The sequence below is a fragment of the Paucilactobacillus kaifaensis genome (assembly GCF_005405145.1).
GTDB classification, from domain to species: domain Bacteria; phylum Bacillota; class Bacilli; order Lactobacillales; family Lactobacillaceae; genus Paucilactobacillus; species Paucilactobacillus kaifaensis.
Genome location: NZ_BJDM01000012.1, coordinates 22,387 through 41,505, shown reverse-complemented (window position 1 = coordinate 41,505; position 19,119 = coordinate 22,387). Strand labels below are relative to the sequence as shown.

The window sequence follows — 19,119 nt, the reverse complement described above, 5'->3', positions numbered from 1 at the left end:
ATTAATTGAAACCTAATCCAATTAATAATGAGGTGGCAAATAAAGCCCACTTCTTAGCTATTTATATTGTTCAGCATCATTTTCTAACTTTTCTTCCACAATATTAATTGACGCATTCACCTCTGTAATTTGATCTGTGATTTCATCGAGCGTTAAACCACTAGAACTATAACCCTTGTAGGTCGCAGTCATGTAGTCGACATCTTCTAATTGGCGTAACTGTTCACGCAGATTACCCAGTTGTTCAATTGTTCGTTCATATTCGAGATCATTCATTTATTTTACCTCGATTCTCTTTATTGATAGCTAAGCCAGTGCTTCAGGAGCTGCTAGCTGAGGACCCTTACCTTCACGAGCTAATACCCATGCATCATAGTTCCACTCTTCGGTAGCCCTTCTAGAGCGCATATAATCCCACCGTGATTCACGTTCGACTTCTAATATTTGTCCACCTGGTCCAATCGTCACCCAGTTATATGAACCGTTATTATGCGCGAACTTTACCCACAAAACTTCAAATTCATTTCTATCACCATGATTATCAATAAAAAAACGTTGTAATGTATCTATCCGCATAAAATGCAATCCACGGGCATACTTAGCGTCTAAATTGTGCCAAACATCAGTTGCAGTTTGTACTAATTCATCGTCAGCAGGCAATTCTAAATTAATATCACCTACAAAATTATTGTAGCTAATCAGTCGGTCATCTTCCCCATAAACTAGTGTTACGTGTGCGTTGTTTGGAATCACATCTTTTCCATGTTGGTATCTTTCAACTTGCACTCGTTCACCATTTCGTTCACGTTCTGTTGAAGAAACAAGCTCAAAATTATCAGGAATTGTTAAGTCATGATCCAGTTTACCCTTTACTAATACATACTTTGGCATCCAACTCACTCTCCTTTTCTGACTGTAGTATACTCGAATTATTTGCTTAAGCAAATAATATGCTTTTAGCTTAACAATTCGTCCAACCCGGTTTCCATGTTTGACATTAGCTGATTAAAAGCCACTAGCTGATCCTGATTTAATGAACTTACAATTGCTTTGTTGATTTGTGGTAACCGTTTTGTCAGTACTTCATACTTTTGATAACCTAATTTTGTCAGCTTAACAATTTTACTTCGACCATCGACGGTTGATTTTTCTTTACTTATATACCCCAATTTGATTAACCGATTTAGTCGCCGCGTTACGTTACTTGGATTCAAGTAAATTAGTTTAAACAACTGATCTTGCGACAATTCTCCATTATCACCTACTTTTAAAATAAAAAAATACGTACTAGATGTCAGGTCTAGATCCTTTAACCGATTGTTCAAATACAGGCGTGTCTTGTGAGAAACAGTATTAATTGTCCGAATGTAAAAATCTAAATCGTCTGCTGATTTCATTTTTTAAGTTCCTTTCTAATTGCGTGAATAATAATTATCAGTGCTACCAGTAGTAATATTAAGCCTACGGCATATGTCCATCTTTGTGCATTAATAATCGTTGTAGTTGGTACCCCAATGGCTGTGCGAACCTCATGTCGACTCAAAAAAGAGAGCACCCGATAAAAAATGATTGTCGAGATTGTGGTCCCCAGTACTAATCCAAATTCTCGAACCAACGAATTAGTTGAACCGGCCATCCCGCGTAATTTGACTGGCACAGATTGCATTACGAGCACATTATTAGGAGTTCCAAAAGTAACCATTCCAATTGAAATTAAGGCTGATATCGCAATGAAATAATATGGTTCAAACTTACCTGATAAAAATAATAGTGCCATTTGTGCAATAATTAGCATCACCATGCCGGCTGTCATTTCCACCTGTTGGTTGTAATGATCAGAAATGTAGCCAGTTATCGGGGACGCAAAGATGGAAATAATTGGTGCAATCATTAGTAATAATCCTGTGAACTGTGTTGAATAATTTAGCACCAATTGTAAATACAGTGGTGCTAAAATAGTGAAAAAATATGACACAATAAAGCTTAAAAATGCGATAATAATGCTTTTACTAAAGATGGCATTTCTAAAAATCGTTAAATTCAGTAATGGCCGTACGGCTTTTCGCTCGACATTAATAAACCACCAGCTGAACCCAATAAAGATGATTACTAGCAAAACTATACGTATAAAACTAGCATTGATTTGCATGGTTAACACATATAAGCTAACTGCAGCTAATGCCAATGTTATTGCCCCATACCAATCAATTTTTTGCTTTTTGAGTTTTATGTTTTTGGGATAAATAAGTGCGCCAACAATTAAACAGATTAGCCCCAAAGGTAAGTTAATCCAAAAAATATATCCCCATGGTAGGTTGGCTAAAATAACGCCACCCAGTCCGGGGCCAGCCAGTGCTCCAAGTGAAATAAAAATGCCTTCAATACCAAATGCACGACCGAGTTGGTCAGCTGGAAAGATATCAGTCACAATCGCATAACTGTTAGCCATTGTCATGCTAGCACCAATTCCTTGGACCAAACGACCAATTAAGACGAAGCCTAAGTCATGTCCTGCTCCAGCCAAAAATGAACCAATTAAAAAAATTAACGTTCCAATCTCAAAAATACGAATACGGCCAAATTGATCACCAAATTGCCCGAAAAGAAGTAACGTGGCACAAATTGTAATTAGATATACTGAAATAATTAGGTTAGTTTCTCCCGTGGGAACATTCAAATCTCTGGCAATATCAGGGATCGCAATCGTGACAATACTTCCATCAACAATTACCATAAAAAAGAATAGCCCTAAAATTGATAAAACCGACCACCGTCTAACTTGTGATAACATTTTTATCACCTCGACTGTATCATATACTTATTTATTTGCTTAAGCAAACAAATAGGATTAAAAATCATGTAGTACTTTTTATTGCATCGATTCTACCATTCGTTAACAGTTAAGTTAGGCCAAAACATTAGTAAAATTTTACTACAACCATAACTGACAAAAAGTAAAAAATATTAATTAGGCTGGACAAAAATTTTGTTTTTGTCCAGCCTCTATTTAGTCTTTATTAACGTACAGTTCTTGATTAACATATTGCATCAGTTTTTTATTGAAGTCTTTTGCAACATTGGTCGTTGGACTAATCACGAAAATAGTATCATGACCAGCTAGCGTCCCGGCAACCTCTTTAAGGCCTAAATCATCAATAATCGCGGCTAACATGTTGCCATCGCTGGGCAATGTTCGAATGATATTCATAAATTCAACCCTAGTAATATTGGTAACAACATCATAAATTGTGCTGTATAACCTTGATTCTTCGCTTTTATTGCCAGTTTTAAAAATGGTATATCTTAAATTGCCATTGCCATCAGCACTCTTCACAATTTGCATTTCACGAATGTCACGAGAAATGGTTGCCTGAGTAGCGCTAGCCCCCGCTTCTTTTAACTGGTTCATCAACTCTTCTTGCGTTGCAATAGGATACTGACTGATAAGTTGTTCAATTTTTGATTGGCGAACTGATTTTTTCATTAGTCTATTACCCCCTTTGTCCAAAATAATTACATGTATTATACCAAAAAATGAATTATATTAATAGTTTTCGTTGATTTACGTATATTGATTCATAAACTAGGTGCATATGAGCTTGCTTTTTTATGAATCAGATTTATAAACAAACCGATCACTTTGATGAAGTAAAATCGTTTGTAACCACCGATTCTTAAAGTATAAGAACAAAAAAATTCTTCAACTTAAAACATCGATTACTTCCTATTTTTATTTACTAAACGTGTTCGCACCCACTGGCTCCTAAAGTATAAGTGCAAAAGCCCCTCATCAACTTCAAAGTTGATGAGGGGCTTTTGCACTTATACCACGGAGTCAAACCGTGGGTGCTCACACTCTATTTTTTACATTTCGTCCGGTGCCTTTACGCCTAACAGTGCTAGTGCTGATTTCAGTACATCACTAACGGCCTGTACTAGTGTTAACCTAGCCATTTTTTCATTGTCTTCGACTAAAATCTTAGAATGTGCATAATACTGGTTAAAGTCCTTTGATAGCTGAATTGCATATTTAGCAACCACAGATGGTTCATATTCACGAGCTGCTCGTTGGATAATATCCTTATACTGCCCTAAGGCCTTAATAACTTTCCATGCATTTGGATCAGTAATGGATTTATTCACATCATTTAAATCTGGTTTACCGGCCTTGCGTAAAATGCTTTCCGCCCGGGCATGAGCATACTGCACGTATGGACCTGTCTCTCCTTCAAAGCGAACTACTTCTGCTAAATCAAAATCAAAATTATTTAACCGTTCATTCTTTAAATCATGGAATACAACAGCACCCACACCAACTTCTTTAGCCACCTCATCATCATTAGGTAAGTCTGGATTCTTTTCATCAATCTGCTTACGTGCTAGCTCAATTGCATCATTTAACACGTTTTCTAGTAGAATAATGTGCCCTTCACGAGTTGATAGCTTACGGCCACCCTGTGTAATCAGGCCAAACGGAATATGATGAATATTATCTGACCAATCAAAGCCCATTTCTTTTAGAACTGCCTTAAGCTGTTTAAAATGATTCTGTTGCTCATTTCCAACCACATATAGTGATTGCACAAAATTGTAAGTTCGCTTACGATAAATTGCCGCTGCCAAGTCTCTTGTGATGTACAGGGTAGCACCATCAGTCTTTTTGATTAATGCTGGATTCAGATCATATTTCTCTAAATCAACAATTTCAGCACCTTTACTTTCTTGCAGTAGATTCTTATCTTCAAGCATTTTAACAACTTCATCCATTTTATCGTTATAAAATGCTTCGCCATTAAACGAATCAAATTCAATGCCAAGTAAATCATAGATCTTCATGAACAATTTCAATGATTCAGATCGGAACCATTCCCAAAGATGGGTTGCTTCTTCATCCCCATCCTCTAATTTTTTAAACCAAGCACGCGCATCATCATCTAATGCGGGATTTTCTTTATCTTCTTGGTGAAACCGAACATAATACTTTTGCAGAGTATTAATCGGATCTGCTTTTACTTCTTCTTCACTGCCCCACATTTTGTAGGCTGCCATCAATTTACCAAATTGAGTTCCCCAGTCACCCAAGTGATTAATTTTAATAGGATTATAGTTAACCTTAGTTAAAATATTGGCAAGTGAATTACCGATCACCGTTGAGCGTAAATGTCCCATTGACATCGGCTTAGCAATATTTGGTGAAGACATGTCTATTGGCACATTGCCACCATTTCCTAAATCAGATGAACCATAGTTAGCTGGATCTGTTAACACCTCATCTAAGATTGCAGCTCCCACTTGTACTTTATCCAAAAAGAAATTGATATAAGGTCCAGCAATCACTACTTGTTCAAAATTACTTTGATCGATTTGTGGCAATAACTCTTGAGCAATCATTTGTGGTGCTTTATGCAGTTCCTTAGCTAAGAAAAAGGTTGGAAAAGCATAGTCACCATTGTCACTATCTTTTGGCCGTTCAATTTTCATTTCAATTTCATCTTTTGTCATTGTATCTGGCAATACAGGGATTAATGCATCGACCACTTGTTGTTTTGAATTCATAATTTCCTCCTTAATCGTGCGAAAACAAAAACGCCCCTTACAAGTTCAAATTGAACTTATAAGAGACGAGATTTCCCGCGGTACCACTCTACTTGATTTTGATCCACTCAAATTTATTTAACTGATCTCTAGAAAACACGCTTCATTGACTTTTGTGACTTACCTTTCACCATCGTAAGCTCGCTAACACAATAAATCCAACTACTACTTTTCCATGATTGAGATTTACAACACCAATGTATTATACCAAAATCCGGTCCAAAAACAAGTCATCCTACACCTATTACCATGTCAACATGTTTAATATTATCTTCCAGATACGGTTCAGATACGATTTGTGCATCAAAACTACCATAAAAATCACGTAAGTAATATTGTGCTTGGATATTTAAATTCTGCATCATCGGAAACAATTTTTTTGCCTGGATGATCGCTGAGGTCACTAATTCTTTTGCTATTCCCTGATGCCGATATTTTTCACTTACAAGCACCCGACCTAGTCTAGCATTCCCATTTTCAGATGGGATCAATCGTGCATACGCAATTATGCCACCCTGTTCATCACGAGCAAATACATGATATGATTTCAAATCGTCATAATCTACTTCTTGATAGGCACAGTTTTGTTCAACAACAAAAACCGCCGTTCGAGCTTGGTATATTTCAAATAGTTCCATCGTACTGAGCTGTTCAAATGGTTTACAGATAAAATTCATTTTAATCTCCTGTTTTTAAAACACCTTAGCAAATCGATCTTGCCAAATGTGTTCATGATGTTGCTTAATCTGATCAGCAGTCATTAGATTATTATTTAAAGTACCAACTAAATCATGTTTAACACGAATTTGGTATCCTAAATGGAATCCTACGCGAATTGTAGTGTCAATACAATACTCAATTTGAGCTCCACAAATTTCAAAATTAGTATAACCATTTTTTTTCATAATTTCAGCTAAATTAGTTTTAAGAAATGAATCAGCAAATGTTTTATGGACTACCACATCATCTTTATTAACTTCCAGTTTACTAGCAAATTTCCATTCATTACTATTCAATGGCATATCTTCATCGCTATGCTGTACAAAAATAACTTGTTTTCCTGCACTACGATATTCTTCGATCCGCCTGTTAATTTTAGTCACAAAATTATCAAAATCAGGAATATCCGCAAGACCCTTTTGTACGTCCACCACTATCAGTACATCATTCATAAAATGTCTCCTCCAACCACAAGCCTTGATTTCTTCTTATTATACTCCTGAAAGCGATGAAACCAGCTTAACAAAAAAATATTTATCATTTTAACCGGCACCATTTGTATTTATAATGAGCAAAAGCAAGTGCTAGGATTAAAATAACTAATACTACTTTAGTCCCCCAAACCATTATCCATGTTATCAATATTTTCATCATCAAATTTTGATTAATAACAATCTGTGCTATTAAATTTGTTTAGCTGATTTTCCAAGTTATTGTCATATACAACAACTTCATCTGAGCCTAATTTAACTACAAATTGCTGGCTTGATTCCGAGACAACCGAAGTTATAGTTGCATTATGCAATTTGCTTAACTGGAGCAAATATTGTCCTACACCACCTGAAGCACCAATAATTAATATATGATCATTTTGATTAACATGTAAAACATCATTAACTGCATGCCAAGCAGTATCAGCACCACCAATAATTGTCGCTGCTTGTTGTAAATCAACTCCTGTGGGAATCTCAAATAATAGTGGTGGAATTTGTGAGTTTACAAGTTCACCTGCTGTCCCCCCTGGATTTGCTCCAAACACAGCCTTACCAATTAAGTTTGTATTACGCAATAAGCCGACTTCTCTGACAATGCCAGCAAAACTAAATCCAATTGTAGTTGGTAAGTTAACTGGGTGAATAGATTGAAGTTGCCCTTTCTCGCTAAGCCAATCCCACGGTAAAACTGGCGTATATTTATTTTCGATAATCGCAGAAAATGGTGTTTTTATTGGTGGAGCTGTTTCCGTTATTGTCAATGCTTCGATTCCCGTAAAACTATTTTGTGTTATTCTCTTCATGCTTTTCACCTCTGCTAAATTTGATTCTATTTTAGCGAGCAGTGCTCAAAGCATAAAATCAGAATACTAATATTTGCTAACAAAAAAGGACTTTTTCAAGTCCTTTTTAAATCTTTTGAAAAAAAGTAACTAGTAATTTAATTCCATAACCAATAATGATAATGCCACAAATTCGATTTAATAAAACGAGAAAACGCGGTTGAAATCGGTCTTTTAAAATTGAGACGACTGTGGTTAAACTGATAAACCAAATTACCGATGCCACTGCTACTCCTAAAATAAAATAATTTTGAACACCAACCGCTAATGAAACCCGAAACGCACCTAACAACATCGTTCCATCTAACAATGCCTGCGGGTTTAACCAAGCAACGCTGAATGCCGATAAAGTTGCACTTTTATAACTAAAACGATGATCTCTTTTATCATTACTCGTACTTTGTTCCTGCGAACGCAGCAGCGTTATCCCGATATACATCACGATAATACTGCCAATTGCCAACACAACTAGTTCCAACCACGGGTATATTTGAAGCAGCTTTCCAATGCCATAAAAACATGCAACGGCCAGCGAAATATCAAATGATGTCACAATCAATGCCACCCGTAACGCCCGCCGCCGTGGCTGTTCCAATGCAGTATTAATCATAAATAAATTTTGTAAGCCAATTGGTGCAATATAGGCAATTCCAAATAACAGTCCTTTAAACAAGGTATTTAACATTTTTATTTTCCTTACTGAGATATATTGGTCCAGATTTTGCACATAATATAGTCATAAATCCTTCATTCTCACTATAATCAACGAAATTATTATACACTATTTTTTAGGCACAAGAATGGCTCACTTAAATTAAATATGTAGTTCATTGTAACTAATTAAATTAATAATTAACCTGCATAGCGTATTGGTTGACTTACGGCATAATTGTTTGAAATAATTATGTTTATAATAACGTTTTTGTTATGTATGAACGTTTAACTGACCAATTAGCCAAGGAGGAATCTGCCATGTACTCAAATCACCGCCAAGACGTAGTTAAGCAATTAGATACATCTCGGCATAATGGTCTAACAACCACGTCAGCTAACAACAGACTCACAAAATATGGCCATAATGAAATTCAACACGAGCAACGAGAACCTGCATGGAAAGTTTTTCTCCGGTCTCTCACAGAACCAATTGTGATTATTTTATGGATTGCCATTGGATTGACCCTCATTAGTGCCAGTTATGATTTTTGGGTTAAAAATGACTATGCTCACGGTATGAATGCGATATACGAAGGGCTTGTAATTTTCATTGTCATCTTAGTTAATTCTAGCCTTACTTATTGGCAAAAATTGAAAGCACAAAAATCACTTGATGCTCTGAGTTCCATCTCACGTCATCAAACAAACGTTTTGCGTGACGACATATGGCAAAAAATCGATGCTGATCAGTTGGTTCCAGGCGATATCGTTGACGTCAAAATGGGTGATTTCATTGAAGCCGACCTTCGCTGGCTATCAGTTAATGAATTACAAGTTAATGAATCGCACTTAACTGGCGAATCGGATGCAGTCCAAAAAACACGTGACGTATTGCCTGAAGAAACTGAGTTAGGTGATCGTACCAACATGGGCTTTTCTGGTTCAACTGTGGTTAACGGCAGTGGGATCGGTGTTGTTACCGCTACTGGAATGAACACTGAACTCGGAAAAATTGCTGACTTACTACAACAAACTAAACATACAAAAACACCTATTGAACAGACTGTTAGCGACCTCACTAAACGGCTAATGATTGCAGCCTTTTTAGTCGTAACTGTTGCAATCGTCTATGATTTAGTTAAAGAATACCTTAATACCGGTATGATCACAGTAACCGGTTTAATGAACAATATTTCTGGAGCGATTGCCCTGGCAGTTGCCTCCATTCCCGATGCATTACCAGTTGTCCTCTCAATTGTTTTAACAATTGGCGCACGAGTACTGGCAAGTAATAAGGGCCTGATTAAGTCATTAAGCAGTGTGGAAACACTAGGAGCAACCACTTTCATCGCCTCTGATAAAACTGGAACATTGACCAAAAATGAAATGACTGTTATTCGTTTTTTTGCCAATGGCGTTAATTTTGCGGTCGATGGTAATGGTTATGATCCCGTAGGCGAAATTAATTCGGTTAAAGATGGTAAAAACGTTAGTCAAAATGACTTTATTCCCTTTTTGCAAAGTGCTGTTTTGAATAATGAGGCTCAAATCCAGCGTGATGAAAATGGAAATTACGCTCCATTGGGAAACCCAACCGATGTGTCGTTAGTCGTATTGGGTCGGAAAGTTAATATTTCACGAGATCAGTTGTTAAGCCAAACCGGTGACCAAGATTGTGATATTTTACGGGTACTACCATTTGAAAGTACTCGTAAAATGATGAGTACTGTTGTAAAGATCGGTCAACGATATGAATTATTAACCAAAGGTGCTCCTGATGTCATCATTAACCATGCTAAAAAAGCCATTTTGAATAACCGTTTAGTTCCGATTAATGAATCAAAGGAACTACTTGAACAGCAAGTATTAAACTATGCTAATGATGCTTTACGAACAATTGCAGTAGCCAAACGAGAGATAACTGAAGAACAAGCTTTACATGCTACACAAGAAGAGCTAGAGCAAGATTTAACGATTCTAGGAGTTGCTGGAATTATCGATCCACCACGTCCTGAGGTTCAAAAATCAATTGCCACCCTACACAAAGCATCAGTGGAAGTCGTGATGATTACCGGTGATCATGCCGCTACTGCCAGAGCGATCGCCTATCGCCTAGGAATTGTTAAAGATAATCAAGCGCCTGTCGTTGAAGGACGAGAAATTGAACAATTAACTGATGAAGAACTATTTGAAATGGCACCTGGTGTTCGAGTGTATGCTAGAGTTTCCCCTGAGCATAAACAAAGAATTATCAAAGCGCTGCAAAAAAACGATCAAGTAGTCGCTATGACTGGTGATGGCGTTAATGATGCCCCCGCTCTGCGTGCTGCAGATATTGGCATCGCGATGGGAATTAACGGTACTGAAGTTACCAAGGACTCCGCTGATTTAATTTTATTGGATGATAAATTCACCACAATCGAAAAATCGGTAGCAGCCGGACGAACTATCTTTGCCAATATTAAAAATTTCATGCGACAAGAATTGACGACCAACGTTGCTGAAGTATTATCCATTTTATTGGGTACTTTTTTAATCACTCAACCCATTGGAAATATATCAGAACTTACACCCACTTTAACTACAATTATGGTGTTATGGGTCAACATGATCAGTGATTCTATGCCGTCGTTTGCAATGGGGTATGATGACCCAGAACATGATATCATGTCTGTTAAGCCCAGAAACGTCAATGAATCCGTCCTTGCCAACCACTTACTATCACGAGTTTTAATTCGCGGGTTCGTAATGGGCTTTGCAGTTTTTATCGCCTTTTACTGGGCAGCAAAAGCTGGTATGCAACCAAACGAAGCACAAACGGTGGCCTTCTTGACACTGGTTTTTGGACAGCTTTGGCACGTATTTGATGCCCGTAGTTCTCGGACTTTATTCCGCCGAAATCCATTCAGTAACCCGTACTTAATTGCCACGGTGCTCTTTGCAGGGATTTCTTCTCTAACGATAACCGTCCTACCATTTTTTAACACACTAATGGGAACCAGCCCACTTAGTTGGGAAGTGTACTTAATCGTTATCTTCCTCCCTGCGTTGCCAACCTTTGTTTTATCCGGGTTAAAGGAAGTCTTCAAGACAGAAATATGGTAAGGTAAAAGCAAATATAAAGGATGTGGTTAACTCATGAATAGTATTCATTTAATCTGCTTAGGTGTTCAAGATCTAGCCCAATCACGTAAATTTTATCGTGCAATCGGATTTGTTGAACCAAATGATGAACACGCAAACGAAATTGTGTTCTTCAATAATACTGGTACTAAGTTGGAACTATTTCCATACAGTGAACTATTAAAGGATATCGGCTTAAATGCAACTGAACATCCATTTCCTAAATCTTTCAACGGCGTCACCCACGCATTTAATGCTAAAAGCAAAGAAGAGGTTGATTTTATTTTTAAAAAAGCCTTAGCTAACGGGGCCCAATTAATTAAACAACCTGTCTGGGGTGACTGGGGTGGCTATAGTGGCTACTTTAGCGATCCCAATGGGTATTATTGGGAAGTTGCTTACTCAAAAGATTGGCAATTTGATGATAACGATATGTTAGTAATTGAATAGTTGTATGATACAAAAACAGGTTATTAAAGTAATCTGTTTTTATTTTTAAAATTTAGCTGTTCATCAACTGGTTCGGTGGTAGAATTAAACAAAAAATAGTTAGGTTAAAATGGTGATGTGGATGGTAAACGAACAAGTTCAAGCTGTGACAATTGCAGGCAATGATTCTGATGGTAGCGCTGGCATGCCCGCTGATTTACATGCTTTTTTTATTTCAAATGTATATGGTATGGGATTACTAACCTCTGCCGTAGCCGGCAATTCATATGGAATTGATGCTGCTCACATCGTCCCGCTTGAATTTATTAAGCAACAATTTAACAGCCTAGCAGCCGATTTTGATATTAAAGCTGCTAAAACTGGGATGCTTGCGAACGTGGAAGTTATGGATACAGTTGCGGATTGCTATCAACAAGTTAATTTTGGTCCATTAGTGGTTGATCCTGTAATTAGTACAAAACATGGCGCAATGCTAATGGAGCAAGCCGCCTACGAAGAATTTAAGCAAAAAATCATCCCTCTTGCTACTGTTATTACACCCAACTTTTTTGAGGCTCAGAAATTAACCGAATCGGATTTAACTACTCCAGAACAAATTGTCACAGGTGCAGTTAGACTGCAACAAATGGGCGCTAAAAATATCGTTATCAAGGGTCAACATCACACTAATGATCGTAAAACAGTTGATGACTATGTCCTTTTAGAGGATGGCTCTAGTTTTTGGCTTAAAGAGGCTTACATTGAAACAAATCGAGTAAACGGAACTGGCGATACCTTCTCTGCTGTGATTGCCGCTGAACTTGCTAAAGGAAACTCAGTTGAGAACGCAATTCGAATTGCTAAAAAAGTCGTCCATGTTTCAATCGCTAATTCCATCCAAGTTGGTCATAAATTTGGTCCAATTAATCATTGGGCGGGGCAAAAAGCTTAGTTGCTTGTAAACGCCAATAAGAAGCTATAATAGTAATTAATAGAATTTAATTTGGATTGTTACGAAAACACCAGAATTATCACAAAACTAAAAATATAGCCGGCTTTCTTCAAAAAAAATGAAGAAAGCCGGCTATATTTTTTGCTATCTAATTTCAAAATCGTAGTTGCTTGTAATTCAACAAGTATCGATCCTAATTTGATCCAAAACGTGTTAGTAAGGCAACATATCTAGACGCCCGCATTCACTAACCCTTTATTTTTCAATATCTTGTAATTTTTGATTATTATCTAATTGTGATTTACCATGCCAACTAAGTTTTTGCAGTAATATCATGCTTGGTAACAGTAATCCCAGTCCTATTAATGCAAATATTAGTAGAACACCCCCGGCTTGCCAAACAACTTGTGAACCCAAGCCAGAAGTTAGCGCTTCTCTAAAGCCCATAATTGAATACGTCATCGGTAACCATGGATGAATTGCATTAAAGAATGAATTGGTAATTTCCATCGGGAAAGTCCCACCTGAACCACCTAACTGCAACATTAACAATACCATTGCTACGAATCGGCCAGGATTGTCGAATGTCATCGATAAAAACATGATAATATACATAGAAGCCAAGGAGAACATAATTGCTACGAAGAACATCTGTGCTGGATGATTGGCATCCAATCCTGCCACCATCATCAATCCAGTTTCAATCACTGCCATTCCTACGGCGACGATCCCACCAACAGTTACCTTACTAGCAAACCACTCTTTTGGTGTCCTACCTAGCATTGCCACTTTACGAATTGGATAAGCAAAGTTAAAGACCAAGCTACCAACGAATAACGCAACTGATAAAACATATGGTGCCAATGCATGACCATAGTTAGATACGTGACTATATGATTCATGATTCAAATTCGATGGTGCAGCAAACATGTTAGCCGTATTGCTAGTTGGATGAATACTGTTGACCTTCTTAGATCCCGATACTAAAGCTGTTTGTAATTGCCCGGAACCATCAGCTAGCTGCGTTGCTCCGTCTGTCAGTTGACCAGAATTATCAACTAGCTGTTGTGTTCCATCTGCCAGCTGATTAACTCCACTAGTTAAAGTAGGTACCTTAGAATTTAACTCGCCCAATCCAGAACTCAATTGGCCAGCCCCATTGTTAATTGCTGAAGAATTATTAGCTAATTGTTGAGTACCAGATTGAATTTGTTGTAACCCTGAGCTTAAAGTTTGTGAAGCTTGGAGTAACCCCATAGTTGAAGTTGTATTACCTTGCTGATTTAAGCCTGACTGAACTGTTAATAAGCCATTTTCCAATTCATCTATCGCTTGAGATCCACCGTTTAGCACCGTTGGAACTTGTTTCAATTGTGCTTGCAAACTGGTAAGTTGAGTTTGCATACTCTGGATAGATTTAAGCGCTGAACCTGACTCAGTCAGATTACCTTTCATAGCGATTAATGACTGACCACCTGCAGTTAACTTAGTCCCAGCATTGGTGACGTTTGTACCAATAGCATTAACATCATCTACAATTTTCTTCGCTGTTGCCGGATCTGTGACCGCAATTTGTTTAAATTCATCGCTATTTAAAACTGACTGCAGATCTTTTAAGGATGTTCCCGCCTGCGATAATTGTCCAGCTGCACTTGCTGTATCATCCGCATTAAACACGTTTTTATATATGTCATTCAATTGTGTTGCACTAGCTTGAGTATTATTTCCAATTGTCGTTATATTGTCAGTCAAGCTATTAATTTCAGTGTTTGAGCCACTTGAAATTTCTTCTGACATTGTTGCTAAAGTACTCAATGCTTTCTTTACTTGTTCTAGCTGATTTAGCTTGCTAGAACTTAGTTGTTCATTCAACTGAGACGCAGACTCTTGCACTTTTTGTGTCATTAACTGGCTACCACTGCTAGCCTGGCCAACACTGCCATTAACCTGTCCAACACCATTTGTATATGTTTGCAGTGCAGTTGCAAGTGTGCCCCCACCATTAGCTAATTGACTAATTCCATTAGATAATGGAACTACGCTAACCTTAAGTGTCTGAACTCCATCATTTACTTGATTGACACCCACCGCATAAATATTTAACCCATCATTAAGTGTCACCGTACCATCGTGCAACTGGGTTTCTGCCTTTGCTGCAGACTTCATTCCGGCACCAACAGTCTTTAGTTGCGCGAAAACAGCCTTTGCATAAGCCTTAGTTACCTGCTCACGAATTTGAGTATTTAACTGTTTAGCACCCATATCACTGATAACTTCACCAATATAATTAAGAGAATCATTTGTTTTGTAAGTCAAATGCATCTTTTTAGGTTGGGTGCTCATTACTGTAGTTGCATTTTTCGAAAAGTCTGCTGGAATCGTAACGATAGTATAATATTTACGATTTTTTAATCCACTTTGAGCTTTTTCTTTTGAAACAAACTTCCATCCTAGTTGATGGTTCTTTTTTAATTCCTGCACGGTCTGCTTACCAACGTTCATGGTCTTACCTTCATATTGAACTGGTTGGTCTTCATTAACCACCGCAACTGGTAAATCACCAGTATTGCCGTATGGATCCCATACAGATTTCAAAAAGAAAATACTATATAAAAACGGAATTATCATAATCACAATTGTTGATAACATAATCAACTTATTGTGAAAAATAAATTTGAACTCACCTTTAATCATTTTCAATCTACCCACTCCTATATTAAAAATTCTAAATTATCGATTGGTTTTATCCATAATATTCAGTAAACAATATACACTCATGAAATGAAAATAGCTAGTCTCTAAGTCAATCATAACATGGGATTAACTATAGTTGACCATGCTAATAATACTATGGTAGTAACAATTGCATAAAATTAACAATATGCAAAATATTTTTTTGCATATTTAAATTAATAATTATTTTTACAATTAACTAGTTAATTAAAATGAAAATGGTACAATTAAATTATAGTTTTCTAATCTTAGATCGCTGATAAGTAGGCATTAAAACTACATACTTTAAAACAATTAAAATTAGATGATAATTTATCCGAAAGGAATACATATAATGATTAATAAAAGTAAACGAAATCTATTTGTGCGCAAAAATATCACTCAAGATGTTTTGAAAAAGACTGGGCTAGAAAAATCATTAACAGCTTTTAGCCTAACTACTATGGGAATTGGTGCAATTGTAGGAGCAGGTATTTTTATTACCCCCGGAATCATTGCAGCCAAATACACTGGCCCAGGTGCTATGCTGGCATTCGTTTTGGCAGCAGTTGTCTGTTCTCTTGCTGCGTTATGTTATTCAGAGTTCTCATCAACAATTCCACTTGCAGGGAGTGCTTATACATATATCTACGCCGTTTTTGGTGAATTTATTGCATGGATTCTAGGATGGGCATTAGTTTCAGAGTACCTGTTCTCAGTTTCTGCTGTTGCGGCGAGCTGGTCGTCTTATTTTCAAAATATTTTGGCTGGTTTTAACTGGCAACTGCCAGCATCCTTACAAGCAGCATATGGAACCGCTGGAATGCCGCACGCATTTTTTGATTTACCAGCTTTCATTATCATTATGATTATTTCGTTGTTATTGGTTGGCGGAATTAGAGAGTCAGCTCGAATCAATGCAGTTATGGTTATTTTAAAAATTTTAGTGATTATTTTATTCATTGTCGTTGGTTTATTTTACATTAAGCCCACAAACTATCATCCTTTCTTACCATTTGGAATGAAAGGTGTCGTTTCAGGCGCAGCAGTTGCTTTTTACGCCTATATTGGTTTTGATGCCGTTTCAACTGCTTCTGAAGAAGTTAAAAATCCGCAAAAAAATGTCCCAATTGGTATTATCGGATCATTATTAATTGCCACGGCATTGTACATCGCTCTGTCAGCTGTTTTAGTCGGAATTGTTAAATATACAAAACTAAACGTTGCTGATCCGGTTGCCTACGCACTTCATTTTATTCATCAAGACTGGGTGTCGGGAATCGTTTCCTTGGGTGCTGTAATTGGTATGACTACTGTTTTGATCGTTTTCCTATATGGCGGTACTCGACTTGTCTTTGCGATTAGTCGTGATGGTTTGTTACCTCACGTATTCAGTAAATTAGCACCGCGAACACATACACCGGTACTCAATACTTGGATCTTTGGGATTGTAGGCAGTATTTTTGCATGTATCATCCCAATTGATAAGATTACAGAATTAGTCAATATTGGAACATTGTTTGCCTTTGCCATGGTTTCACTAGGCATTATTTTCTTGCGACGTGATCCTGAATTTAAGGATCTTGATTCTGCCTTCAAAGTTCCATTTTATCCAGTTTTACCAATTGTGTCGTTCATCTTATGTGCTGTGCTAATGCTAGAACTAAAATTATTTACTTGGATTGCATTTTTTATTTGGCTCGCGCTGGGCTTGATTCTTTATTTTAGCTATGGCTACCGTCACAGTATCGTTCGTAATAAGTAACCGTTCTACTATAAACTGGACAAAAACTATCTTTTTACTTCAACTTCATTAGTATTTACCGAATATCACTTGTAACATAAAAAAGACATTTAGCTTCTAAGCATTGACTAGAATCTAAATGTCTTTTTATTATTTTGTTGATATATATTTTTATTATTTAGTAGCGCTAGCATGCTCTGAAGTAACAACAGACTGACGTGAGAATACTGGCTTTAGAAAATGAATTCCAAGTCCTAGTACTGCTCCAACCACTGCTGGAACTACCCAGTCCATTCCTAAACTGGCAAATGGTAATACATTTTGTTGAAATCCGCCTAACGCCTTACCAAACGCGCTTTGGCTGACTACTGGTGGAAATGCTGCCACCATGTCCAACAGCGCTGGGACCGCAGTGAAGACAACTACAAATGCATATACAACAGGATCCCGCTTAAATAATGGAGAGCAAACAGACAATAAAATTAGTGCCATTGCAAACGGATATAAAAACATTAGCATCGGTGTGGACCATAACAAAATTTCATCTAAACCAAAGTTAGCAGTTAAAAATGAAGCTAAGCACATAAAAGCCAGCCATTGCCGATAACTAACTTTGGGAAAATGTTTATGAAAGTCCTGTGCAAACGCCGCAACCAGTCCAACAGCAGTGGTTAAACATGTCACTGTAAGTAAAGTTGCTAGTAATGTATGACCAACACCACCAAGATAGTGTGTGACCAACTGATTGAACGCCACTCCACCATCTGCAGATAGTTTATAACGTCCAAGTGTGGTTGCCCCTAGCCAAATCAAGCCAACATAAATCAACCCAATCATTGATGTTGCAATTACTCCTGCCTTAGCAGTAACTTTCGCATTACTCTTTGAAGACGTTTTTCCTAGCTGACGAACTGCAGTTACTACCGTTACACCAAACGCCAGCCCGGCCAATGCATCCATTGTATTATAACCTTGCAAAAAGCCATTGAAAAACGATGCATGCTGATAAGCAGTGGTAACTGACTGCTTTGCAGCTGACCCGATTGGTGACATAAATCCCAGTGCAAAAACAGAGAACAAAAGTACTAAAAATAGAGGATTAAGTACCTTTCCAACACTAGACATAATATTTGACTCTTTAAATGAAACTAAAAAGGCTGCTCCAAAAAATAATGCTGAAAAGACAAATAGTCCCACATGATCCAAGCTAGTTGGTAATAGCGGCTGAACTCCAACAGAAAACGGAATTGTTGCCGTTCGTGGTGTCCCGAACAACGGTCCAATAGTGGCATGAATCAAAACCATAAACGCTAAGGCAAATGCCGGGCCTAGCGGTCGGCCAATATCATATACACCTTGTGAATGAGTGACACTAACAGCCAGCACAGATAGCAGTGGTAAAACAACTGCCGTAACCAAGAAACCAACAGTTGCTAAGCCCCAATTTGCACCTGATAGTTGCCCTAAATGAATTGGGAAAATCAAATTACCGGCTCCAAAAAACAAGCCAAATAACATTGAACTGACGACTAAATACTGTTTTACTGATAATGGTTTCGGATTTAAGTCTTTAACTTCTTGCATTTAATATGTACCTCCACAATTAATTTGAATAAATTACTATGTCTCATCTTAATCTGACTAATCTGACCTTCCAAATACACCACCTCCTTTAACGCTAAAAAGCACCCTTAATCCAGTTTGGATTAAGGGTGCTTTGCACGGTACCACCTTAAATAGTTATCTCATCACTAAAATAACCTCTTCACGTACGACAAATAAATGTGATACGCTAACACGATAATGGGCGTGCCCAATGTGGATTACTATTAGTTCACCACATCGCTCAAAAGG

At 37.4% G+C, this 19,119-nt stretch carries 16 protein-coding genes and 1 other annotated feature (1 of these 17 only partly in view); of the genes, 4 read left to right on the top strand and 12 right to left on the bottom strand.

All coding sequences use genetic code 11. The features are described 5' to 3' along the window. Positions 1-57: 57 nt before the first annotated feature. From FFM51_RS06140 to FFM51_RS06095, 10 genes are all read right to left on the bottom strand, one after another. Entirely contained in the window at positions 58-276 is a 219-nt protein-coding gene (locus tag FFM51_RS06140; protein ID WP_137597762.1) for a hypothetical protein, read from the bottom strand. Between the two features lie 30 nt (positions 277-306). Further along, on the bottom strand, positions 307-891 hold the full coding sequence (locus FFM51_RS06135) for a hypothetical protein (protein WP_137597761.1): 585 nt from the start codon (positions 889-891) through the stop codon (positions 307-309). Positions 892-956: 65 nt separating this feature from the next. Further along, on the bottom strand, positions 957-1,397 hold the full coding sequence (locus FFM51_RS06130) for a MarR family winged helix-turn-helix transcriptional regulator (RefSeq protein ID WP_137597760.1): 441 nt from the start codon (positions 1,395-1,397) through the stop codon (positions 957-959). Beyond that, complete coding sequence (locus FFM51_RS06125) at positions 1,394-2,791, bottom strand: MFS transporter (RefSeq protein ID WP_137597759.1); 1,398 nt, start codon at positions 2,789-2,791, stop codon at positions 1,394-1,396. Before FFM51_RS06125 ends, FFM51_RS06130 begins: the two co-directional genes overlap by 4 nt. Before the next feature lie 216 nt (positions 2,792-3,007). Then, complete coding sequence (locus tag FFM51_RS06120) at positions 3,008-3,484, bottom strand: arginine repressor (RefSeq protein ID WP_137597758.1); 477 nt, start codon at positions 3,482-3,484, stop codon at positions 3,008-3,010. 380 nt (positions 3,485-3,864) lie between these two features. After that, complete coding sequence (argS, locus tag FFM51_RS06115) at positions 3,865-5,556, bottom strand: arginine--tRNA ligase (RefSeq protein ID WP_137597757.1); 1,692 nt, start codon at positions 5,554-5,556, stop codon at positions 3,865-3,867. 269 nt (positions 5,557-5,825) lie between these two features. Further along, the gene (locus FFM51_RS06110; protein ID WP_137597756.1) at positions 5,826-6,272 is read right to left on the bottom strand and encodes a GNAT family N-acetyltransferase; all 447 of its coding nucleotides are present in this window, start codon (positions 6,270-6,272) and stop codon (positions 5,826-5,828) included. Between the two features lie 15 nt (positions 6,273-6,287). Then, a complete protein-coding gene (locus FFM51_RS06105) occupies positions 6,288-6,767 on the bottom strand; it encodes an isochorismatase family protein (RefSeq protein WP_137597755.1) in 480 nt (159 codons plus the stop codon). Positions 6,768-6,979: 212 nt separating this feature from the next. After that, positions 6,980-7,612 (bottom strand): quinone oxidoreductase family protein, encoded by a 633-nt coding sequence (locus FFM51_RS06100; protein ID WP_137597754.1) that lies wholly within the window; start codon positions 7,610-7,612, stop codon positions 6,980-6,982. 106 nt (positions 7,613-7,718) lie between these two features. Beyond that, complete coding sequence (locus FFM51_RS06095; RefSeq protein WP_137597753.1) at positions 7,719-8,336, bottom strand: LysE/ArgO family amino acid transporter; 618 nt, start codon at positions 8,334-8,336, stop codon at positions 7,719-7,721. Between the two features lie 287 nt (positions 8,337-8,623). Here FFM51_RS06095 and FFM51_RS06090 point away from each other — a divergent pair, with 287 nt between their 5' ends. The 3 genes from FFM51_RS06090 (at position 8,624) to thiD (ending at position 12,809) form a co-directional block, all read left to right on the top strand. Next, a complete protein-coding gene (locus FFM51_RS06090) occupies positions 8,624-11,410 on the top strand; it encodes a cation-translocating P-type ATPase (RefSeq protein WP_137597752.1) in 2,787 nt (928 codons plus the stop codon). A 33-nt stretch (positions 11,411-11,443) separates the two neighbouring features. Beyond that, complete coding sequence (locus FFM51_RS06085; protein ID WP_137597751.1) at positions 11,444-11,878, top strand: VOC family protein; 435 nt, start codon at positions 11,444-11,446, stop codon at positions 11,876-11,878. Between the two features lie 121 nt (positions 11,879-11,999). Then, entirely contained in the window at positions 12,000-12,809 is an 810-nt protein-coding gene (thiD, locus tag FFM51_RS06080; RefSeq protein WP_137597750.1) for a bifunctional hydroxymethylpyrimidine kinase/phosphomethylpyrimidine kinase, read from the top strand. A gap of 255 nt (positions 12,810-13,064) precedes the next feature. Here thiD and FFM51_RS06075 read toward each other — a convergent pair whose 3' ends face one another. Continuing rightward, the gene (locus FFM51_RS06075; protein WP_137597774.1) at positions 13,065-15,503 is read right to left on the bottom strand and encodes a YhgE/Pip domain-containing protein; all 2,439 of its coding nucleotides are present in this window, start codon (positions 15,501-15,503) and stop codon (positions 13,065-13,067) included. A gap of 373 nt (positions 15,504-15,876) precedes the next feature. Between FFM51_RS06075 and FFM51_RS06070 the strand changes: the two genes are divergently transcribed. After that, positions 15,877-17,286: an APC family permease gene (locus FFM51_RS06070; protein WP_137597749.1), complete on the top strand. Its 1,410-nt coding sequence runs from the start codon at positions 15,877-15,879 to the stop codon at positions 17,284-17,286. A gap of 153 nt (positions 17,287-17,439) precedes the next feature. Here the strand turns inward: FFM51_RS06070 and brnQ are convergent, their stop codons facing one another. Then, positions 17,440-18,849, bottom strand: a complete 1,410-nt coding sequence (brnQ, locus tag FFM51_RS06065; RefSeq protein ID WP_137597748.1) for a branched-chain amino acid transport system II carrier protein — start codon at positions 18,847-18,849, stop codon at positions 17,440-17,442. A gap of 121 nt (positions 18,850-18,970) precedes the next feature. Beyond that, positions 18,971-19,119: a binding site (T-box leader), on the bottom strand (it continues 90 nt past the right edge of the window).